Source organism: Enterobacter sp. MGH120 (genome assembly GCF_001037725.1).
In the GTDB taxonomy this organism is placed as follows: Bacteria; Pseudomonadota; Gammaproteobacteria; order Enterobacterales; family Enterobacteriaceae; genus Enterobacter; species Enterobacter hormaechei_C.
This window is the reverse complement of the sequence record NZ_KQ089940.1, coordinates 1999319-2020205: the sequence shown is the minus strand read 5'-3', so window position 1 is coordinate 2020205 and position 20887 is coordinate 1999319. Positions and strand designations below refer to the sequence as shown.

At 55.8% G+C, this 20887-nt stretch carries 18 protein-coding genes; 8 read left to right on the top strand and 10 right to left on the bottom strand.

Annotation, left to right across the window (positions count from 1 at the left end; translation table 11 throughout):
- Positions 1–3 precede the first annotated feature (3 nt).
- The 4 genes from SK54_RS09565 to sanA all read left to right on the top strand — a co-directional run bounded on the left by SK54_RS09565 (position 4) and on the right by sanA (position 2942).
- Positions 4–399 (top strand): CidA/LrgA family protein, encoded by a 396-nt coding sequence (locus tag SK54_RS09565; RefSeq protein ID WP_003859308.1) that lies wholly within the window; start codon positions 4–6, stop codon positions 397–399.
- Positions 396–1091, top strand: a complete 696-nt coding sequence (locus tag SK54_RS09560; RefSeq protein WP_015572322.1) for a CidB/LrgB family autolysis modulator — start codon at positions 396–398, stop codon at positions 1089–1091. The genes SK54_RS09565 and SK54_RS09560 overlap by 4 nt, the downstream gene beginning before the upstream one ends.
- Before the next feature lie 128 nt (positions 1092–1219).
- The gene (gene cdd / locus SK54_RS09555; RefSeq protein ID WP_017383380.1) at positions 1220–2104 is read left to right on the top strand and encodes a cytidine deaminase; all 885 of its coding nucleotides are present in this window, start codon (positions 1220–1222) and stop codon (positions 2102–2104) included.
- A gap of 127 nt (positions 2105–2231) precedes the next feature.
- Positions 2232–2942, top strand: coding sequence for an outer membrane permeability protein SanA (gene sanA / locus SK54_RS09550; protein WP_017383381.1), 711 nt, complete (start codon positions 2232–2234; stop codon positions 2940–2942).
- 127 nt (positions 2943–3069) lie between these two features.
- Here sanA and mglC read toward each other — a convergent pair whose 3' ends face one another.
- The 7 genes from mglC to SK54_RS09515 form a co-directional block, all read right to left on the bottom strand.
- Complete coding sequence (gene mglC, locus SK54_RS09545; RefSeq protein ID WP_003859318.1) at positions 3070–4080, bottom strand: galactose/methyl galactoside ABC transporter permease MglC; 1011 nt, start codon at positions 4078–4080, stop codon at positions 3070–3072.
- A gap of 15 nt (positions 4081–4095) precedes the next feature.
- Entirely contained in the window at positions 4096–5616 is a 1521-nt protein-coding gene (gene mglA, locus SK54_RS09540; RefSeq protein ID WP_003859320.1) for a galactose/methyl galactoside ABC transporter ATP-binding protein MglA, read from the bottom strand.
- Positions 5617–5695: 79 nt separating this feature from the next.
- Positions 5696–6694, bottom strand: coding sequence for a galactose/glucose ABC transporter substrate-binding protein MglB (gene mglB, locus SK54_RS09535; protein ID WP_017383382.1), 999 nt, complete (start codon positions 6692–6694; stop codon positions 5696–5698).
- A gap of 295 nt (positions 6695–6989) precedes the next feature.
- Positions 6990–8012 carry an HTH-type transcriptional regulator GalS gene (galS, locus tag SK54_RS09530; protein WP_003859324.1) on the bottom strand — a complete coding sequence of 341 codons (1023 nt, stop codon included), beginning with the start codon at positions 8010–8012 and terminating at the stop codon, positions 6990–6992.
- A 155-nt stretch (positions 8013–8167) separates the two neighbouring features.
- Entirely contained in the window at positions 8168–9325 is a 1158-nt protein-coding gene (gene yeiB / locus SK54_RS09525) for a DUF418 domain-containing protein YeiB (RefSeq protein WP_048247085.1), read from the bottom strand.
- Between the two features lie 18 nt (positions 9326–9343).
- The gene (gene folE / locus SK54_RS09520) at positions 9344–10012 is read right to left on the bottom strand and encodes a GTP cyclohydrolase I FolE (protein ID WP_015572317.1); all 669 of its coding nucleotides are present in this window, start codon (positions 10010–10012) and stop codon (positions 9344–9346) included.
- Positions 10013–10114: 102 nt separating this feature from the next.
- A complete protein-coding gene (locus tag SK54_RS09515) occupies positions 10115–11263 on the bottom strand; it encodes a YbfB/YjiJ family MFS transporter (RefSeq protein WP_017383385.1) in 1149 nt (382 codons plus the stop codon).
- A gap of 137 nt (positions 11264–11400) precedes the next feature.
- Here SK54_RS09515 and fghA point away from each other — a divergent pair, with 137 nt between their 5' ends.
- Positions 11401–12228, top strand: a complete 828-nt coding sequence (gene fghA / locus SK54_RS09510) for an S-formylglutathione hydrolase (protein ID WP_048247084.1) — start codon at positions 11401–11403, stop codon at positions 12226–12228.
- Positions 12229–12495: 267 nt separating this feature from the next.
- Positions 12496–14481 (top strand): ligand-gated channel protein, encoded by a 1986-nt coding sequence (locus SK54_RS09505; RefSeq protein WP_015572315.1) that lies wholly within the window; start codon positions 12496–12498, stop codon positions 14479–14481.
- Positions 14482–14535: 54 nt separating this feature from the next.
- Here the strand turns inward: SK54_RS09505 and SK54_RS09500 are convergent, their stop codons facing one another.
- Entirely contained in the window at positions 14536–16005 is a 1470-nt protein-coding gene (locus SK54_RS09500) for an amino acid permease (protein WP_006811308.1), read from the bottom strand.
- Positions 16006–16185: 180 nt separating this feature from the next.
- The gene (gene yieE / locus SK54_RS09495) at positions 16186–17052 is read right to left on the bottom strand and encodes a DNA-binding transcriptional regulator YeiE (RefSeq protein ID WP_017383387.1); all 867 of its coding nucleotides are present in this window, start codon (positions 17050–17052) and stop codon (positions 16186–16188) included.
- Between the two features lie 97 nt (positions 17053–17149).
- Between yieE and SK54_RS09490 the strand changes: the two genes are divergently transcribed.
- Both SK54_RS09490 and nfo read left to right on the top strand, forming a co-directional pair.
- Positions 17150–18196, top strand: coding sequence for a YeiH family protein (locus SK54_RS09490; RefSeq protein ID WP_017383388.1), 1047 nt, complete (start codon positions 17150–17152; stop codon positions 18194–18196).
- Between the two features lie 64 nt (positions 18197–18260).
- Complete coding sequence (gene nfo / locus SK54_RS09485) at positions 18261–19118, top strand: deoxyribonuclease IV (protein ID WP_017693043.1); 858 nt, start codon at positions 18261–18263, stop codon at positions 19116–19118.
- A gap of 74 nt (positions 19119–19192) precedes the next feature.
- Here the strand turns inward: nfo and fruA are convergent, their stop codons facing one another.
- Positions 19193–20878, bottom strand: a complete 1686-nt coding sequence (gene fruA / locus SK54_RS09480; RefSeq protein ID WP_032103241.1) for a PTS fructose transporter subunit IIBC — start codon at positions 20876–20878, stop codon at positions 19193–19195.
- Between the last annotated feature and the right edge of the window lie 9 nt (positions 20879–20887).

The following is a 20887-nucleotide window of genomic DNA, read 5'->3' as shown; positions in this document are numbered from 1 at the left end:
ACCATGAGCAAATCACTGAATACTATCTGGCAATACCTTCGCGCCTTCGTCCTCATTTATGCCTGCCTGTACGCCGGCATTTTTATCGCTTCGCTGCTGCCGATTACGATACCCGGCAGCATTATCGGCATGCTGATCCTGTTTGTGCTACTGGCATTACAGGTGCTGCCCGCGAAATGGGTTAATCCAGGGTGCTTCGTTCTCATTCGCTATATGGCCCTGCTTTTTGTGCCTATCGGCGTTGGGGTGATGCAGTATTACGATGTGCTTAAAGCGCAGTTCGGCCCGATTGTGGTCTCCTGCGCCATCAGTACGCTGGTGGTATTCCTGGTCGTCAGCTGGAGTTCACACATTGTGCATGGCGAACGCAAGGTCGTCGGGGAGAAAACAAAAAAATGATGGCGAATATCTGGTGGTCCCTGCCGTTAACCCTGGTGGTGTTCTTTGCTGCGCGTAAGCTTGCGGTGCGTTTCAAAATGCCGTTGCTCAATCCGCTGCTGGTCGCCATGGTGGTGATTATTCCTTTTCTGCTGCTCACCGGCATTCCTTATGAGCGTTACTTCGCCGGGAGCAAGATCCTCAACGATTTGTTGCAGCCTGCCGTGGTGGCGCTGGCGTTTCCTTTATATGAGCAACTGCATCAGATCCGCGCGCGCTGGAAATCCATCATTACCATCTGCTTTGTGGGTAGCCTTGTTGCGATGATCACCGGTACCTCGGTGGCCTTATTGATGGGCGCGTCGCCGCAGATCGCCGCCTCTATCCTGCCTAAATCCGTCACCACGCCGATTGCCATGGCCGTGGGCGGCAGCATCGGGGGCATTCCGGCCATCAGCGCCGTGTGCGTGATTTTTGTCGGTATCCTGGGCGCGGTGTTTGGTCATACGCTGCTGAATATCATGAAAATTCGGACCAAAGCGGCACGCGGTCTGGCGATGGGTACCGCCTCGCACGCGCTGGGCACCGCACGCTGCGCGGAACTGGATTATCAGGAAGGGGCATTCAGCTCGCTGGCGCTGGTCATCTGCGGGATTATCACTTCCCTGGTCGCGCCGTTTATCTTCCCGATTATTCTGGCAGTCATGGGCTAAAATTTGCGATGCGTCGCGCAATTTTCATTTTCATTTCATAAGTTGCACACATAATGAGATTTGGATCACATATAAAGGCCGTACGGCTCCGTACACTACCGATCCATTAACCTTGATGAGGCAACGTCATGCATCCACGTTTTCAAGCTGCTTTCTCTCAGCTTGCAGAGAATTTGCAATCAGCCCTGGCTCCGGTTCTGGCGGATGCGCATTTCCCCGCCCTGCTGACGGCAGATCAGGTCACGGCCCTTAAACAGGCAACGGGGCTGGACGAAGACGCGCTGGCTTTCGCCCTGCTGCCCCTGGCGGCTGCCTGCGCCCGCGCTGACCTTTCCCATTTTAACGTAGGCGCAATTGCGCGCGGCGTGAGCGGAACCTGGTACTTCGGCGGAAACATGGAGTTTCTTGGTGCGACCATGCAGCAAACCGTCCACGCGGAGCAGAGCGCCATCAGTCACGCCTGGCTGCGCGGCGAAAAAGCCCTGCGCGCCATCACCGTCAACTATACCCCTTGCGGCCACTGCCGCCAGTTTATGAATGAGCTGAACAGCGGTCTTGAACTGCGTATCAACCTGCCAGGACGCGCACCGCATACGCTGGGTGATTACCTGCCGGATGCTTTCGGCCCGAAAGATCTTGAGATCAAAACCCTGCTGATGGACGAGCAGGACCACGGTTATGCGCTCTCGGGAGATGAGCTGAGCGAAGCGGCCATTGCCGCCGCCAATAAAAGCCACACGCCCTACAGCAAATCTCCAAGCGGCGTCGCCCTTCAGTGCCGCGACGGCCGCATCTTCACCGGCAGCTATGCAGAGAACGCCGCATTTAACCCGACGCTGCCTCCGCTCCAGGGTGCCCTGAACCTGCTGAGCCTGAACGGGTATGACTACCCGGATATTCAGCGCGCAATCCTGGCTGAAAAGGCCGATGCGCCGCTGATCCAGTGGGACGCGACCGCAGCCACGCTGAAAGCGCTGGGCTGTTCAACCATCGACCGCGTGCTGCTGGCATAATCTGTTCGGCGGGCAGAGTTGCCCGCCAGTCTGACGAAAAACCCCTCAGTTGAATCGCTGTTTCTTGCGCTAACCAGGCGGGTACAGTAGCCTGAGGGAAATTTCATCATCGGTACGAGCCATCTGCATGTTAAAGCGCGTGTTTTACAGCCTGTCTGTCCTGGTCGGCATACTGCTGTTGATCGTGCTGGGTCTCGACCGCTGGATGAGCTGGAAAACAGCCCCCTACATTTTTGATGACCTACAGGATCTCCCCTACCGTCAGGTTGGTGTGGTGCTTGGCACCGCCAAGTATTACCGCACTGGCGTCATAAATCAGTATTACCGGTATCGTATTCAGGGCGCGCTGAACGCCTATAACAGCGGCAAGGTGAACTATCTGCTGCTGAGCGGCGATAACGCGCTGCAAAGCTATAACGAGCCGGTGACGATGCGCAAAGATCTGATTGCCGCAGGCGTCGACCCAGCCGATATCGTGCTCGACTACGCCGGATTCCGCACGCTTGATTCCATCGTGCGTACCCGCAAGGTGTTCGACACCAATGATTTCATCATCATTACCCAGCGTTTCCACTGCGAGCGGGCGCTGTTTATCGCCCTGCATATGGGCATTCAGGCGCAGTGTTATGCGGTGCCATCGCCAAAGGATATGCTGAGCGTGCGCGTACGTGAGTTTGGCGCTCGTTTTGGCGCGCTGGCTGACCTGTACTTATTCAAACGTGAACCGCGCTTTTTAGGCCCGCTGGTGCCGATCCCAACGATGCACGAAGTGCCGGAGAATGCACAGGGTTACCCGGCGGTAACGCCAGAGCAGTTGCTGGAAATTCAGAAGAAGTAATAACTTTTGTCGGGTGGCGGCTTCGCCTTACCCGACCTACGATCGCGATTTTGTAGGCCCGGTAAGCGTCGCGCCACCGGGCAAAAAAAGGCCCGCTACGTGAGCGGGCCTTTTCATTCTGAAGATCTTACTTCTTACGCGCGTACTTCAGTGAATCCAGCGCAACCGCGAAGATGATGATGGCGCCCTTGATGATGTACTGCCAGTAGGGGTTCACGCCGATGTAGGTCAGGCCGTAGTTGATAACGGTGAAGATGATCACACCGGTCACCACGCCCAGCACGGTCCCCACGCCGCCGCTGAAGGAGACGCCGCCAACCACGCAGGCTGCAATCGCATCCAGTTCGTACATAAAGCCGAGGTTGTTGGTTGCAGAGCCGATACGGCCCGCTTCCAGCATCCCGCCGAAGGCGTAGAAGACCCCGGACAGGGCGTAAATCATCAGCAGGTTCAGAGCCACGTTGACCCCGGATACTTTCGCCGCTTCAGGGTTACCGCCGATAGCAAAGATGTTTTTACCGAAGCGGGTTTTGTTCCACAGGATCCAGACGAACGCCACCGCAATCAGCGCATAGAAGGTGATGTAGGAGAGACGGAAGCTGCCCAGCGCAACAAACCCCTGCGTGAAGGTCGAGAAGCCGCTGTCGAAGCCAGAGATTGGAGACGCGCCGACGAAATCGTAGTACAGGGAGTTGATACCATAAACGATGATCATCGTGCCAAGCGTGGTGATGAATGGCGTAACGTTCAGGTAAGCAATGATGATGCCGTTAATCAGGCCAATTACCGCGCCGATGGCGCACACGATCAGGATCACCACGAAAATCGGCATGGTCGCCATCTCCGGGAACACCTTGTTGGCGTTTTCCATCGACTGCAACAGGGTTGCCGCAATGACCGCCGCCAGACCCACCTGGCGCCCTGCCGAAAGGTCAGTCCCCTGGGTAACGATAAGTCCCGCCACGCCAAGCGCGATAATAATACGTACGGAAGACTGGGTCAGAATGTTACTCAAGTTCAGCAGACTTAAGAACGTAGGGTCCTGGAAAATAATAATCGCCAGCAAGACTAAAAGAACAACGTAAATACCGCCTTCTTTCAGATAAGTGAGAAAACTTTTTTTATTTAACGCACTCATGAGGAGCCCCTGATCTTAAAGGTGCAAAGACGCAAGACGCAAAATTTCGTTTTGCGTTGTCGTTTTGGTTTCAACAATACCGGCAACGAGACCATTGCTCATAACCAGAATACGGTCTGTGATCCCTAACAATTCCGGCATTTCGGAAGAAATAATAATGATCCCTTTATCTTTTTTCGCCAGCTCGGCGATCAGCTGGTAAATCTCAAATTTTGCACCCACGTCGATACCGCGCGTAGGTTCATCCAGCATCAGAATTTCAGGCTGGGTTAATAGCCAGCGACCAATAATGACTTTCTGCTGGTTCCCTCCCGAGAGTGAGCCAATTTGCGTGCGGTGGCCCGGCGTTTTCACGCGCATGGAGTCAATCACCCACTGGGTATCGCTCTTCATGCGGGAATTATCCAGCAGCCCGACTTTATTTTTATAATTGCGAATATTAGAAATTAACGAGTTAAAGTTAATATCCAGATAAGCGTAAATACCGGTGGAACGACGCTCTTCCGTCACCAGCGCAAAGCCATTATTAATGGCTTCGTTGGCGTTGTGGTTGTTGATCTTCTTACCGTGCAGCGTAATGGTGCCTTCGGCTTTCTCACGGATACCAAACAGGGTTTCCACGATATCGGTGCGCTTGGCGCCCACCAGCCCTGCGATGCCAAGGATCTCCCCCTTGTGCAGATCGAAAGAGACATCGCGGATAGACGGCTGACGCAGCGAGGTCAGGTTACGCACCTCCAGAATCACTTCGCCTGGCTTGTTTTCTTTATCCGGGAAACGCTGGTTCAGAGAACGGCCAACCATCATGGCAATGATCTTGTCCATATCCAGCCCTTCCAGCGGCTGGGTGGCGATCCACTGGCCGTCGCGCAGGATGGTGATTTCATCGCACAGCTGGAAGATCTCTTCCATTTTATGTGAGATATAGACAATGCCGCAGCCGCGATCTTTCAGCTTACGAATAATGGTAAAAAGATGGTTAACCTCTTTTTCCGTTAATGACGATGTCGGTTCATCCATGATCACGATTTTCGCATCATAGGAGAACGCTTTGGCAATTTCGATCATCTGCATCTGGGAAACGGATAATGTCCCGACGCGTGCGCGCGGGTCGATATCAATATCCAGCTCATCAAAAATGGCTTTGGTGTCGCGATACATTTTATCCTGATCAACAAAGACACCTTTGGTTGGATAACGACCCAACCACATATTATCCATAACTGAACGTTGCAGAACCAGGTTTAATTCCTGGTGTACCATCGAGATACCGTTCTCCAGCGCTTCTTTCGCTGAATGGAAGTCGATCTCTTTTCCCTGAAAAAGAATGCTGCCAGAATCTTTTTGATAGATCCCAAAGAGGCATTTTAATAATGTTGATTTACCCGCACCGTTTTCACCCATTAACGCATGAATAGAGTGTGGACGAACTTTTAAATTAACATTATCGAGCGCCTTAACACCGGGGAATGACTTGTTGACACCGGTCATTTCCAACAAGTATTCACCGGACGATTGAGTAGTTGTGCTGACCATAATTATACCTTGTTGGCCTCGCATATCGCGTTATAAAAGGGCGCAACGAATTGCGCCCAGTGAAGACAATGCAGATAACTTATTTACCGATAAACTCAGCCAGGTTGGACTGGTCTACGCCCACGTAAGGAACGCGAACGATTTTGTTGTCAATTTTCCAGTTAGTCCCGTCAGCGGCGCCTTTACCGTCGGCCAGGTTTTTCGCCAGATCGAAGGTGGCTTTCGCCTGGTTGTTGGCATCGTTCAGCACGGTACCGGCCATAGCGCCAGATTTCACCAGCGCCAGCGCTTCTGGCAGGGCATCCACACCGAATACAGGAATGGCGGATTTGTTGTGGGCTTTCAGCGCTTCTACCGCACCCATTGCCATCGCATCGTTGTTGGCGATGACCACTTCAATTTTGTTGGCGTTCGGACCAGACAGCCACGCGTCCATCTTATCTTTCGCCTGAGCGGTGTCCCACATTGCGGTGTCTAACGCCAGCTGCTGGGTTTTCAGGCCCTTGTCGTTCAGCTCTTTAATAACGTAGGTGGTACGTGCTTCAGCATCCGGATGGCCCGGTTCGCCTTTCAGCAGAACGAACTGAATCTGACCATCTTTGTTCAGATCCCAGTTCGGGTTCGCCGCCCAGTGTTTCGCAATCAGATCGCCCTGGATAATCCCGGACTCTTTGGAGTCGGTACCCACGTAATACGCTTTATCGTAGCTGTCCAGCGCCTTACGGGAAGGTTCTTTGTTGAAGAAGACAATTGGCACGTTCTGGCCGCGCGCTTTCTCGATCACCGTGCCTGCCGCCGCCGGGTCAACCAGGTTGATAGCCAGCGCTTTCACGCCTTTTGCCAGAAGAACGTCAATCTGATCGTTCTGTTTGGACTGGTCATTCTGGGAGTCATTCATCAGCAGCTGCACGTCTGGCGCTGATTTAGCATCTTTTTCAATTGCTTTACGCACAACGGACATGAAGTTGTCGTCGTATTTATAGATAGTCACGCCAATACGGGTATCCGCTGCGTGCGCTGCTGCGCCAAAAAGCATGCTTGCCATGACAGCAGACAGAGTCAACACCTTCTTATTCATGGTATCTCCGGTTTTTTTTATGCAGGGTAGTTCTTGTGAAAAACGGTCGGCGGGCAGATGTTAATAAAACGTTACTGATCGCCGAAGTTCACTTATAAAATGTCCAGCTTCCGTGTTCGGTAACGCTCCAGAAATGCGTTTTATTCGTTGTTTGAGGCATGCTGGTAACGGTAAAAGTGAATAATCACCGTTACATTGTGTTTCAGCCCCTAAAACGCTGACATCATAGACAGCGGCTTGTTAAGATACTGTGAATTTACTCACAGATTGAAAACGGTTACATCACGTGATGTTATCAGTTAGTGATCGGAGCCACAGTTTGTCGGATAGCGACCGAATGGCGGCGAACTAAAGTCGGCATAAAACAATGCGTTGCGTCAGGATCTAACAGCCCTGCCGCCCCCTGTAACGCCAGCTCTGTCGCCAGTTTCGCCATCGACGCAATGGGGTAACGCACCGTTGTCAGCTGCGGATCGGTGTAACGGGCAATCGGGATATCGTCAAAGCCGATCAGCGATAAATGCTGTGGCACCGCAATGCCGTTGTCTTTCAGCGCGGTAAGCGCACCTGCCGCCATGCTGTCGTTATAGGCAAACACGGCCGTCAGCTGAAGATTACGCCCCAGCAGTTCCACCATTGCCGCTTCACCGCCCTGCATGTCCGGCGAACCGGTACCTACCCAGCTTTCCAGCGGCGCAATGCCCTGCTCTTTCAGGGCGTTTTGCCAGCCCTCGCGGCGCATCATGTCGTCTTCAATACCGTGGCTGGAGGCCAGATAACCAATGCGCTGATGGCCGTTGCTGATGAGCATCCGCGTCGCCATCATCGCGCCGCTGATGTTATCCAGACCGACGCAGCGGTGCGCGTAGCCGGGGACGATACGATTGATCAGCACCATGCCGGGGATTTGCTCCATAAACCCGGCCAGCTCTTCATCGCTCAGGGCTTTAGAGTGCACAATCAGGGCGTTACAGCGCTGGCGGATCAGTACCTCAATGGCATAACGCTCTTTTTCAGCCTCGTGATAGCTGTTGCCAATCAACACATATTTCTGGTGCTGCTGGGCAACGACGTCCACCGCTTTGACCAGCGCGCCGAAGAAGGCGTCCGACACGTCCATCACCACTACGCCAATGGTATCGCTGACCTGCGTCGCCAGCGCCTGGGCATTAGCGTTTGGCCGGTACCCCAGTTGGGTCACGGCTTTCATTACGGTTTCACGCGTTTCAGGGCTGACCAGCGCACTGTTGTTCAGCACGCGGGAGACAGTAGCAACAGAAACACCCGCCTGGCGGGCGACGTCACGAATGGTGATCATATTCACCACCCTTTAAAGGATTGCAGCAACTCACAGACACCCCCTGTGTTTAGCAAGGTGGCTATTCTGGCAGCGAGAGAGAGGAGACTACGTGAAGAAGCTCACACAGATGAAAACGCTTACATCCGTTTTGTTAATGATTGTGATCCAGATCGTTATCTGGATGTATTACGCAATGACACGCCCGAAGCACGGACGGTTAACCGTCGCCATGCCCATTCCAGCGGCCCCTGGCGGAAAAAACGCAGCCAGATAACCGAAAACACCACGTTAACAATCCAGACCGGAATAACAAACGCCAGCAGCGTCAGGCGGTCGAATTTCATAAACAGGCCGAATCGGTAGAAAAGCGTGGTGCATATCAGCGTTTGCAGGATGTAATTGCTTAACGCCATCCGCCCAACGCAGGCCACCGCACTGACGATCCACAGGCGGGAAAGCTGGGGCCAGAAGCCGTAGATCAGCGCCGCATAGCCAATAGTCTGGAACGGCGCGCTCAGTTCGCGCGGCACCTGCAACAGGAATGCACACCAGCGGTAATCCCACTGAAGATGCCACTGCATCATCACCGCCGGGAGGTTGATGATCACGCCGAGCAGCACCAGCCCTGCTCCCGTACGACGATAGTGTCGCAGGCTAAATTCCCCTTTCAGCCAGCCGGTGCGCATCAGGGCTGCGCCCATCAGCATCATCCCCGCCAGTTGCCAGCCGTATTGCGCGCCCAGCGCCAGCAGATTATCGCCGAGCATATCGGCCCGGTTGCCTATCGCTTCCATGCCGCCTTTCAGCTTCCAGAACTGCTCATATTGCAGGTTGGCCGCATCCGGGATCCATGAACGACTGGTGGAAGCATCGGCAATCATGCCAAGCAGCAATAACACGGTCAGTCCCATGACATAGAGCATCACGCCGGTATTAAACAGGCTTTTCACACCGGGCGCGTCGCGGATCAGCCGCCAGCAAATCAGCCCCACCAGACCATACGCGAGCAGAATATCGCCGTCCCAGAACAGCAGCCCGTGAATAAAACCGAGGATAACCAGCAGCGTTAAACGCGACTGGATCCAGCGCGTACCGCGTTTAAGGAGAAGCTGAAGTCCCGCGCCAAACAGAAGCGCAAAGAGGGTCAGGAATTTAACCTGTGCAAAGAGATCGAGGATTGCCCACGTCCAGGCGTCGCTGCGCGTGATGTCGCCATACCACGCAGGATTCAGATAAGCGGCCTTCGGCAGACCGAAGGCGCTGATATTCAGCAGCAGGATACCGAGAATGGCGACGCCGCGAACAAAATCGAGCGTGACGTTTCGCTCCATGGTCCCTGCCCTGTCTGATTAGTTGTGGTGACGCACGGCGCGCAGGAACTCCTGGCGGGTGTTCTGGCTCGATTTGAACAGGCCACCCAGCGAAGTGGTGGTGGTTGCGCTGGTTGCATCACGCACGCCGCGCGCTTTCACGCAGTAGTGCACCGCGTCGATAGACACTGCCACGTTGTTAGTACCCAACAGAGTTTGCAGTGCGGTCAGGATCTGCTGCGTCAGACGCTCCTGCACCTGCGGACGCTGGGCAAAGAACTGCACGATGCGGTTGATCTTGGACAGGCCAATGACCGTATCTTTTGGAATATAGGCCACCGTCGCTTTACCATCGATGGTCACAAAGTGATGCTCGCAGGTGCTGGTCAGCGTGATATCGCGTACCGTCACCATCTCATCGACCTTCATCTTATTTTCAATGACGGTGATTTTCGGGAAGTTCGCGTAATCCAGGCCGGAGAAAATTTCGTCGACGTACATCTTCGCGATGCGGTGCGGCGTCTCCATCAGGCTGTCGTCGCTCAGATCGAGATTCAGCAGTTGCATGATCTCCGTCATATGGCCGGCGATCAGACTCTTGCGGGTATCATTGTCCAGCTCCTGCACGGGCGGGCGCAGTGGCGTTTCAAGACCGCGCGCAACCAGCGCTTCATGGACAAGGGCTGCTTCTTTACTGAGTGATGACATTCTTTTCTCCTGCAGGTGTGGCGTCTTTTGCCCTCGTTGTGGCAAAAGTGTGCGCTCATTGTGCGTGAGGCGACGCACATAATCCAGTATTCACGACGATAATTATTGCAATTGCTGTTGCCTTTCAGCCTGACGGTTCCAGACTAACGCTCCGCCAACGAACAGCGCGATCCCCGCCAGCCCCAGCGCAGGTTCCAGCCGATGCGTGAGCCAGGTCGACAGTGCCGACGTGACCGGACCCACCAGCTGACCAATGGCATACCCGGTGGTGAGCAGTCCCGCCATATAACGCGTGTGGTCTGGCGCCAGCTCGCGACCGTACAAAAGAGAGAGCTGCACGGCGCAGAGGAACCCGCCGCCCACCAGCAGCCCACCCGTCAGCAAGCCGCCTATGCCCGGCAGCAGCCAGGCCGCCAGCACGCCAATCCCCTGTAACCACAGAACAATCGCCAGCCTGCGGTTAGCGCTTGATGTATGCCGCAGGGCAATGCTGAGCGCAATTCCCACCACCGAGGCGGCGCCAAATATCGGCCAGACAAACTGGGCAAACAGGCTGCCGGGAAAACGCACCGCCGCCATTTGCGATAAAAAGGTCGCCGGGAGGATATAGCCGAACCCTGCCAGGCTGTAGCTCCAGACCAGACGCTTGAGATCTGCGGTCAGCAGCAGCGGTTCAGGCGCGGTACCGGGCCGATGGAGCTGCCCGGACCGCGGCAGGTAGCGCGCCACCAGCACAATCAGCACCAGCGCCAGTACGCCGTAGATTTGCCATGCCGCCCCGGCGGACAAGGATTTCGCCTGAATATAGACCGCCAGCAGGCCGCTCAGGGCGATGCCGGCCCCGGGTCCGGCAAAGACGGCCGCACTGAGTCCCGGTTTGCCCAGCTGCCCCAGCCGCTCGTTGGTCCAGGCGGCAATCAGCACCATCGACCAGCCGCTCATGCAGCCGATCACAAAGCGCAGCAGACCGTGAACAACGGCATTATCTGCCGCCGCGGAGAGCAGCGTTAGCGCCACCGCACCGGTGATGCCAAGCCAGAGACGCGTTTCAACGAAGCGATGGGCGCGCATGGCATCCCATGCCCCCACCAGATAGCCCAGATAGTTCATTGCCGCCACCAGCCCCGCGCTGGTAAGCGTGAGTTGCCCGGCGGCTATCATCAGCGGCACCTGAGGCGTGAAGGCGAAGCGCCCTATCCCCATCGCCACGACCAGAACCACAAATCCGCTGAGCGCGATACGCAGCGCCATGATCGCTCCAATTGTTAAAGAAAAGTAAATTTATGATGCAACATCTCGCCGTCCTGCGAAAGTGAAAGTTGCTCACAGGTCAATGAAAACTCTGTATTATGCGTTTTATGAATCGTCTTACCTTTAAGGAGCCCTGCATGGAACTGCTCGAAGAGCATCGTTGTTTTAAAGGTCGACAGCAGCGCTGGCGGCACGACTCCACCACGCTGAATTGTGCTATGACGTTCAGCATTTTCCTGCCCCCTGCGGACAATCCACCGGTGCTGTACTGGCTTTCAGGCCTGACCTGCAACGACGAAAACTTCACCACCAAAGCGGGTGCCCAGCGTATTGCCGCCGAACTGGGCATTGCGCTGGTGATGCCAGATACCAGCCCGCGTGGCGATGACGTGGCCGACGATGCCGGATACGATTTGGGTAAAGGCGCCGGGTTCTATCTCAACGCCACGGAACAACCGTGGGCGAGCCATTACCGCATGTATGACTACATTCGCGATGAACTGCCTGCCCTGGTGCACTCTCAGTTCGCGGTCAGCGAGCGCTGCGCGATAAGCGGACATTCGATGGGGGGCCACGGGGCGCTGATAATGGCGCTGAAAAATCCGGGGAAATACACCAGCGTGTCCGCATTTGCGCCGATTGTGAACCCAACGCAGGTGCCGTGGGGGCAAAAAGCCTTTACGCACTATCTGGGTGAAGATGCAGAAAAATGGCAGGAATGGGACAGCTGCGCGTTGATGCTGGCGAGCGATTCGGTGAATGCGATCCCAATGCTTATCGATCAGGGCGATGCGGATCAGTTCCTCGCCGGACAACTACAGCCTGCGGTGCTGGCGGAAGCCGCGCGCCAGAAGGACTGGCCGCTAACGCTGCGCATTCAGCCGGGATACGACCACAGCTATTACTTCATGGCGTCCTTTATTGAGGATCATCTCCGCTTCCATGCGGAGCATCTGTTCAGATAAGTTCCGCCTTTTGCCCGGTAGCGCCTCCTGCCTACCGGGTCTTCCCCTCCCCCTCTTTACATACTTCTATCCGCTTGAATCCAGCCTGATTTCTGTCGCCGACACCCAAACACAAATGATTTCAATTATCATTTGTGTTTACAATTCTACATTCTTTTGTACAATTCCAGGCTCTTCTCCATCTCAAAGAGTTCTTACAAGACAAAAACATACAGTTCTCAGGGTTATCCCGATGGAGTTTTATTCATTTTTATACGGAATGTACAAATGACAATACCGCGCATTAAGCTCCTGGCCGTCGCCATTGGCGCTGCCACATGTTCCCCCTTCGTTCACGCAGCCGATCAGGACACCGTTGTCGTCACCGCGACGGGTTTTGAACAAAAAATCCAGAATGCCCCCGCCTCCATCTCTGTGATTTCAAAACAGCAGATTGAAGATAAAGCCTACCGTGATGTTACCGATGCCCTGAGAGACGTCCCGGGCGTTGTCGTCACTGGCGGCGGGAGCAGCAGTGATATCAGTATTCGCGGCATGGCCTCTCAGTACACCCTGTTCCTGGTGAACGGCAAACGCGTCAGTACGCGAAGCACCCGCCCCAACAGCGACAACTCGGGTATTGAACAAGGCTGGCTGCCGCCGCTGGAGTCCATTGAGCGCATCGAGGTCATCCGCGGCCCGATGTCCTCGCTTTACGGCTCCGATGCTATGGGTGGCGTAATTAACGTCATTACCAAAAAAGTCTCGAACACTAAAGCCTGGACCGGTTCGTTGCATGGCGATGCGACCTTCCAGGAAAACAATGATTCCGGCGATATCTTCCAGACCAACGCCTACGCTTCTGGTCCCCTGATCGACGGACTGCTGGGCGCAAAAGTGACGGGGCTGTTGTCACGCCGCGCAGAAGATAAAATCGTGAACGGCTATAACGAGCAGAAAATGCGTAACGGTGGCATTACGCTGAACTTCACGCCGGACGAGAAGAACGATTTCGACCTCGACTTTGCTCGCGAGCTTCAGGACAGAAACAGCACCCCGGGGATGTCGAAAGCGGCTGAAACCTGCCGGGGAACAACCTGTACGCCAAATACCAAAAGCGACTCGCGCTATGAGCACACGACCTACTCCTTAACGCACAGCGGGTATTACGACGACTTCAATACCACCAGCTATATCCAGCAGGAAGAGACCAATAATCCAGGTCGCAAAATGCGCTCCTATAACACCACCTTCAACAACCAGAACCAGATTTTCCTCGGCGATCATACGTTGACCCTCGGCGGGCAGTATCGTTATGAGAAACTGCGCGACAAGGGTAATCAGCTGGAAGCTGCTGACGGCCTGAACAAACTGACGCGCTGGAGCTGGGCCCTGTTTGCCGAAGATGAATGGGCAATGACGGAAAGCTTTACGTTGACCGGCGGCCTGCGTATGGACAAAGACCAAAACTACGGTACTAACTGGACGCCGCGCGGTTACGGCGTATGGCACCTGGCCGATCAGTGGACGTTAAAAGGCGGGGTTTCGGCTGGCTATCGTGCGCCGGATCTGCGTCAGTCGTCTGCCAGCTGGGGCCAGGTAACGGGTGGCGGCCGTCTTGACGGTATCATCGTTGGCAACCCGGATCTGAAACCAGAGAAGAGCCTGAGCGAAGAGCTCGCCCTGCTCTGGGATAACAACGATAACCTGAATGCCGGCGTAACGCTGTTTAATACCGACTTCAAGGACAAGATTACGGAAGTTCGCCGCTGTAACAGCAGCGCCGATCCCGCCTGTACGATTGGCGATCACAGCTATGATTTCGTCAGCGATCGCGTCAACGTGGACAAAGCCAACATGCGCGGTGTGGAGTCCTCCTTCGGGTGGAAAATCACGCGCGATGTGAACTGGACTGCAAACTACACCTATACGGAGTCTGAGCAGAAGAGCGGCCAGTTCTCCGGCAAGCCACTGAACAAAATGCCGAAACACATGTTCAACACCACCCTGGACTGGCAGGCGACGCCAGATGTCGGATTCTGGAGCCGTCTGAACCTGCGCGGTAAAACGTCTGAGTACCTGAGCCGCACGTCAATGTCCCAGGGTACGCCGTCCTACACTCAGGTTGATGTCGGTATGCGCTACAACGCCAACAAAAACCTGCTGGTTACTGCCGGTGTGTATAACGTGCTCGATAAGCAGATTGATTACGATACGTATGACACCGTGCTGGATGGCCGTCGCTATACCGTCGGCATGACCTACAGCTTCTGATCTGCCCATAAAAAAGCCCGCTCAACTGAGCGGGCTAAAAGAGAGGAAGTGCGGTTATTGTTTAAATCGTTCCGGGAAATCCATTTCACTGTAGCGAACGAAGCGTGTTCCTTTCGTCAGTTTGTAGCCAAACCAGATGATCAGGAACAGCGGAATGCCAATATAGGTGGCCGTGACGGCGCCCCAGTCAATGGTGTCCGCAAGGAAGGCCTCATAGTTCTGACCCAGGGTAATAATCAGGCACAGAACGAAGGCGAAGATCGGCCCCAGCGGGAAGAACCCTGACCGGTACGGCAGATTATTCAGATCATGACCCTGCTTGACGTACCCGCGACGGAAACGGTAGTGGCTGATGGCAATGCCCAGCCAGGCAATGAAGCCCGTCATACCAGAGGTGTTAAGCAGCCACAGGTAGACCGTCTGATTGCCGAACATGGAGGTCAGGAAACAGAGACCCGCAATCACCGTGGTCGCATACAGCGCGTTGCGCGGCACGCCACCGCGAGACAGTTTCGAGAAAATACGCGGCGCTTTACCGTCGCAGGCCAGGGTGTAGAGCATGCGGGTGGAGGCGTACATCCCGGAGTTACCCGCAGACAGTACCGCCGTCAGGATCACCGCGTTCATCACCGCCGCGGCAGAGAGCAGACCCGCGTGCTGGAAGACTAGCGTGAACGGGCTGACGCTGATGTCTTTCACATCATTACGCAGCAGGCTTGGGTCGGTATACGGAATGATCAGGCTGATAATCAGGATCGCGAACACATAGAACAGCAGGATACGCCAGAACACCTGACGCACCGCGCGCGGAATGTTCTTCTCCGGGTTTTCGGATTCACCGGCCGCGATACCAATCAGCTCGGTACCCTGGAAGGAGAAGCCGACAATCATCGCCACGCCAATCATCGCCGAGAAGCCCCCGGCAAACGGCGCATCGCCTATAGTCCAGTTACTCCAGCCCGCCGGTTCAGCCCCTTTGAAAATACCAACGATCATCGCCACACCGACGACGATAAAGATGATGACGGTTGCCACTTTAATCAAAGAGAACCAGTATTCCGCTTCGCCAAAGCCGCGCACGGAGATGTAGTTCAGCAGGAAGATGACCGCCAGGAACAGGGCGCTCCAGATCCAGCCTGGCGTGTCCGGGAACCACCAGGTCATCACCAGCTGTGCGGCGACGAGGTCAACGGCGATGGTCACCGCCCAGTTGTACCAGTAGTTCCAGCCCAGCGCGAAGCCGAAGCCTTCCTCAACGTATTTTTGTCCGTAGGTCGAAAAGGAACCAGACACCGGCATGTATGCCGCCAGTTCACCCAGGCTGGTCATCAGGAAGTAGACCATCAGGCCAATCAGGATATAAGAGAATAGTGCCCCACCCGGGCCGGCTGCCGAAATTGTTGCGCCAGAGGCAACGAAAAGACCCGTACCGATGGAGCCGCCAATGGCGATCATCGTCAGGTGACGCGCCTTAAGTGCGCGACGTAGCGCGGGCGCTTCTGTGGTTTTAGTTTCTGAAACCATGTGAAAATGCTGTCCATTCAATAAATGAGGCGCGATTGTAGCAGACGATCTGCGTTGCTTCCGGCAGAAATGCTCAGTTATAAGAGAGCTTCATGACTCGGCCAGGATTATAAGTAAAGCATAAAAATGTGGGGTGATAAGCGCACATAGCCCCGGTAAGCGAAGCGCCACCGGGGAACGTTAAATGGCGCAGTAGCGCAGAAAACGCTGGAGCGAGCTGGAAAGGTGTTTCTGACGATGATGGATGCACCACAGCGTGCGCACCAGCTTCGGCAGCGGAACGGGGATCTCAACCAGAGAGCCGGTCTCCAGCTGTTCGGCAATCACCCGTCGGGAAAGACAGCTAATGCCCAGGCCATGACGCACCGCATGCTTAATCGCCTCGGAGTTACCTAACTCCATCCCTAACTGGAACTGCGGCAGATGGGACAGCAGCAGATAATCGACAATCTCACGCGTGCCGGAGCCCTGCTCTCGCAAGATCCACTGCGCCTGCGCCAGACGCTCCAGCGTCACCTCGCCCTGGAGTAAAGAAGAGGCCGGGGAGGCAAACACCACCAGCTCATCCTCCAGCCAGGGTTCCGCAATGATATCCACGTTGTGGCACGGCCCTTCGATAAGCCCGATGTCCACGCGGAAATCGATCACCGCGTTGATCACATCCTGGCTGTTGCCGACGCTCATTTCCAGCGGCAGGGTCGGAAAATCCCGGCGGTAGCGGGCAATCACTTCCGGCAGGATGTAGTTACCGATCGTGCTGCTGGCGTAGACGCGAATAGCGCCGTTGTCCTCGCGGAACAGCTGTTCGATCTCCGTTGCCTGCTCCAGCAAGGCCAGGGCACGCGGGTACAGCAGGCGGCCATGCTCGTTCACCACCAGCCGCTTTCCTACCCTGTCGAAAAGCTGAACGCCCAGTTGCCCTTCAAGATCGGTCAAGGCCGCGCTAACGGCGGACTGCGAGAGCGCCAGCATTTGTGACGCCTGGGTTGTCGAGCCGCTTTTCAGCACCTCGGCAAAAACTTCCAGCTGACGCAATGTAATGTGCATGGTTGCTTACCACTTATAAAGATTGATTATAAATATATAATCAATTTTATTTTTAAGCCAGAGCGCCGTAACCTTTAGCCAGACAAAGGAGAAGGTTATGTCAGAAATCACCTTACAACATCATCGTACAGTGTGGCACTTCGTGCCGGGTCTCGCGCTCAGCGCCGTGGTGACCGGCGTGGCTTTATGGGGCGGGAGTATACCGGCGGTTGCCGGCGCAGGGTTCAGCGCCCTGACGCTGGCCATTCTGCTTGGCATGGTGGTCGGGAATACCGTTTACCCGCACATCTGGAAATCCTGCGACGGCGGGGTAATCTTTGCTAAACAGCATTTGCTGCGCCTCGGGATTATTCTTTACGGTTTCCGCCTCACCTTTTCGCAGATTGCGGACGTTGGCGTCAGCGGGATTGCCATTGACGTCCTGACCCTTTCGAGCACTTTTTTACTGGCGTGCTTTATCGGCCAGAAGATCTTTGGGCTGGACAAACAGACCAGCTGGCTGATCGGTGCGGGTAGCAGCATCTGCGGCGCGGCGGCGGTACTGGCAACAGAACCCGTCGTTAAAGCCGAAGCCAGTAAAGTCACGGTTGCCGTCGCGACGGTAGTTATCTTCGGTACGCTGGCGATCTTCCTGTATCCGGCCATGTATCCGCTGGTGGCGCACTGGTTTAGTCCGGAAACCTACGGCATTTATATCGGCTCAACCATGCACGAAGTGGCGCAGGTGGTGGCGGCAGGTCACGCCATTAACCCGGAAGCGGAAAACGCGGCGGTCATCGCCAAAATGCTGCGCGTGATGATGCTGGCCCCGTTCCTGATTTTCCTCGCGGCGCGGGTTAAACAGCTTGCTCCGGCAGGCGGCAGCGAGAAAAGCAAAATCACCATTCCGTGGTTTGCGATCCTGTTCATCGTGGTCGCTGTCTTCAACTCTTTCCACCTGCTGCCAAAAGCAATGGTGGATATGCTGGTGACGCTGGATACGGTCCTGCTGGCGATGGCGATGGCGGCGCTGGGCGTCACCACACACGTCAGCGCGCTGAAAAAAGCCGGCGCGAAACCGCTGCTGATGGCGCTTGTGCTGTTCATCTGGCTAATCGTTGGCGGTGGTGCGATTAACCTTGCGGTACACAGCCTGTTGGCATAAACCATCTCGTCCTTCTCCTGTTAACCCGCTATCATAGGCATTTCGGGTTAACAGGAGTCTTTTTATGAAATATGTTGGAGCGCACGTCAGCGCTGCCGGTGGCCTTGCGAATGCCGCCATTCGCGCCGCCGAAATCGAGGCGACCGCTTTCGCCCTGTTCACCAAAAACCAGCGCCAGTGGCGCGCCGCAGCGCTCACCGCTGAAGTGATTGATGATTTCAAAGCCGCCTGTGAGAAATACCACTACGGGCCTGGCCAAATCCTTCCCCACGACAGCTACCTCATTAACCTCGGTCACCCGGTTGCCGAGGCGCTGGAAAAATCCCGCGAAGCGTTCCTGGATGAGGTTCAGCGCTGTGAACAGCTGGGGCTGACGCTGCTGAACTTCCATCCCGGCAGCCATCTGATGCAGATTGACGAAGACGCCTGTCTGGCGCGCATCGCCGAGTCCATCAACATGACGCTGGATAAAACCCAGGGCGTGACGGCGGTGATTGAGAATACTGCCGGTCAGGGCAGCAACCTCGGCTTTAAGTTTGAGCATCTGGCGGCGATCATCGACGGCGTGGAAGATAAATCCCGCGTGGGGGTGTGCATCGATACCTGTCACGCCTTTGCCGCCGGCTATGACCTGCGCACAACCGAGGCCACGAAAAATACCTTCGAGGAGTTCGAGCGTATTGTCGGTTTTAAATACCTTCGCGGTATGCACTTAAACGATGCGAAAAGCGCGTTCGGCAGCCGCGTTGACCGCCACCACAGCCTGGGCGAAGGCAACATCGGCCATGATGCGTTCCGCTTTATCATGCAGGACGCCCGCTTCGACGGTATTCCGATGGTGCTCGAAACCATTAACCCGGATATCTGGGCGGAAGAGATTGCCTGGCTGAAGGCGCAGCAAACCGCTGAACAGGCGGCATAAAAAAAGCCGGGCTGCTTACGCACCCGGCTTTTTTTGTAGGTCGGGTAAGGCGAAGCCGCCACCCGACACCGCTTTTAGGCTGCTTTTGCGACCACTTCCGCTTCCGGGCGCTTCAGCACCGCGTAAGACAGGCCTGCCACCAGCGTACCGGCAACAATCGCCAGCAGATAACCCAGCACCGGCGTGATGGCGCCAGGGATGAGCAGGACGAACAGACCGCCGTGCGGCGCCATCAGTTTCGCACCTACCGCCATGGAGATAGCTCCCGTCACCGCACCACCCACGATACAGCACGGCAGAACACGCATTGGATCGCGTGCCGCAAACGGGATTGCGCCTTCGGTGATGAAGCACAGGCCCAGCACTAGCGCCGCTTTACCGCCTTCCTGCTGCGCTTTATCGAACTTACGGCGGGCAATAATCGTCGCCAGACCGAGCGCCAGCGGAGGCACCATACCGGCCGCCATGATCGCCGCCATCGGCGCGTAGGTCTGGGTACTCAGCAGGCCAACGCCAAACGCATATGCCGCTTTGTTCACCGGACCACCCATGTCGGTACACATCATACCGCCGAGGATTGCGCCCAGCAGCACCGCGTTCGCCGTCCCCATGGTTTGCAGCCAGTGGGTCAGACCTTCCAGAATGCCCGCGACCGGCTTACCAATCAGGTAAATCATCGCCAGACCGACCACCAGGCTGGAAATCAGCGGGATGATCAGGATAGGTTTCAGCGCCTCCATACTCTGCGGTAGCTTCAGCTTCGAGCTGATCAGCTTCGCCACATAACCGGCGAGGAAACCGGCAATGATACCGCCGATAAAGCCAGAACCGGTGCTCACGGCGAGCATACCGCCGATAAGACCCGGCGTCAGACCCGGACGGTCAGCAATGGAGAAGGCGATAAAGCCCGCCAGCACCGGCACCATCAGCGCAAACGCGGAGCCGCCGCCAATCTGCATCAACGCAGCCGCCAGCGTGCCCGGCTCTTTAAACGCCTCGATACCAAAGGCGAAGGAGAGCGCAATGCACAGGCCGCCCGCCACTACCATCGGCAGCATGTAAGACACGCCCGTTAACAGGTGACGATAGGCACCGGCAGACTCTTTCTTGCCTTCGGTCGGCGTTTTTGCCGCACCGGTTGCCTGATACGGTTTGGCTTCTGCCAGCGCCTTATCAAACTCCTGCGCGGTCTTCTTCAGCGCCAGGCCGGTAGAGGTACGGTACATCGGCTTGCCGGCAAACTTCGCCAGATCCACTTCGATATCCGCCGCCACAATCACCAGATCGGCTTCCGCCACCTCTTCCGGCGTGATGGCATTGCCCGCACCAACAGAGCCGCGGGTTTCAACCTTCACCCACCAGCCACGTTTTTTCGCTTCGGTTTCAATGGCTTCAGCCGCCATAAAGGTGTGCGCCACGCCTGTCGGACAGGCCGTTACCGCAACAATGCGTTTCGGCCCAGCGGCGGCAACCGGCGCCGCCTCAACAGGTGCGCTGTAAACCGTCGCATGACCTTTTGCTTCGCTCAGAAACAGTTCAGGGTGTGCCACCGCGCGATTAATATCACCCAGCCACACTTTTTTACCGTTCAGGGCGCTGTCCGCGGGGATTTTGTCGCCCAGAACAATCGCCATTTCAGCATCACCCGGGTTATCAATGATATCCAGGTGCGCTTTTTGTGCCGCCGCGCCCAGCAGGGTCTTCGCCATATAGGCACGAGCCTGTCCGAGACCGGAGTCAATGATCAGCAGCGTTTTCATTATTCCTCT

What these genes read in the sequence shown, in the direction of transcription:
- SK54_RS09565 (WP_003859308.1), top strand. Translation starts at nt 4, where the DNA reads ATGAGCAAATCACTGAATACTATCTGGCAATACCTTCGCGCCTTCGTC.
- SK54_RS09560 (WP_015572322.1), top strand. Translation starts at nt 396, where the DNA reads ATGATGGCGAATATCTGGTGGTCCCTGCCGTTAACCCTGGTGGTGTTC.
- cdd (WP_017383380.1), top strand. Translation starts at nt 1,220, where the DNA reads ATGCATCCACGTTTTCAAGCTGCTTTCTCTCAGCTTGCAGAGAATTTG.
- sanA (WP_017383381.1), top strand. Translation starts at nt 2,232, where the DNA reads ATGTTAAAGCGCGTGTTTTACAGCCTGTCTGTCCTGGTCGGCATACTG.
- mglC (WP_003859318.1), bottom strand. Translation starts at nt 4,080, where the DNA reads ATGAGTGCGTTAAATAAAAAAAGTTTTCTCACTTATCTGAAAGAAGGC.
- mglA (WP_003859320.1), bottom strand. Translation starts at nt 5,616, where the DNA reads ATGGTCAGCACAACTACTCAATCGTCCGGTGAATACTTGTTGGAAATG.
- mglB (WP_017383382.1), bottom strand. Translation starts at nt 6,694, where the DNA reads ATGAATAAGAAGGTGTTGACTCTGTCTGCTGTCATGGCAAGCATGCTT.
- galS (WP_003859324.1), bottom strand. Translation starts at nt 8,012, where the DNA reads ATGATCACCATTCGTGACGTCGCCCGCCAGGCGGGTGTTTCTGTTGCT.
- yeiB (WP_048247085.1), bottom strand. Translation starts at nt 9,325, where the DNA reads ATGGAGCGAAACGTCACGCTCGATTTTGTTCGCGGCGTCGCCATTCTC.
- folE (WP_015572317.1), bottom strand. Translation starts at nt 10,012, where the DNA reads ATGTCATCACTCAGTAAAGAAGCAGCCCTTGTCCATGAAGCGCTGGTT.
- SK54_RS09515 (WP_017383385.1), bottom strand. Translation starts at nt 11,263, where the DNA reads ATGGCGCTGCGTATCGCGCTCAGCGGATTTGTGGTTCTGGTCGTGGCG.
- fghA (WP_048247084.1), top strand. Translation starts at nt 11,401, where the DNA reads ATGGAACTGCTCGAAGAGCATCGTTGTTTTAAAGGTCGACAGCAGCGC.
- SK54_RS09505 (WP_015572315.1), top strand. Translation starts at nt 12,496, where the DNA reads ATGACAATACCGCGCATTAAGCTCCTGGCCGTCGCCATTGGCGCTGCC.
- SK54_RS09500 (WP_006811308.1), bottom strand. Translation starts at nt 16,005, where the DNA reads ATGGTTTCAGAAACTAAAACCACAGAAGCGCCCGCGCTACGTCGCGCA.
- yieE (WP_017383387.1), bottom strand. Translation starts at nt 17,052, where the DNA reads ATGCACATTACATTGCGTCAGCTGGAAGTTTTTGCCGAGGTGCTGAAA.
- SK54_RS09490 (WP_017383388.1), top strand. Translation starts at nt 17,150, where the DNA reads ATGTCAGAAATCACCTTACAACATCATCGTACAGTGTGGCACTTCGTG.
- nfo (WP_017693043.1), top strand. Translation starts at nt 18,261, where the DNA reads ATGAAATATGTTGGAGCGCACGTCAGCGCTGCCGGTGGCCTTGCGAAT.
- fruA (WP_032103241.1), bottom strand. Translation starts at nt 20,878, where the DNA reads ATGAAAACGCTGCTGATCATTGACTCCGGTCTCGGACAGGCTCGTGCC.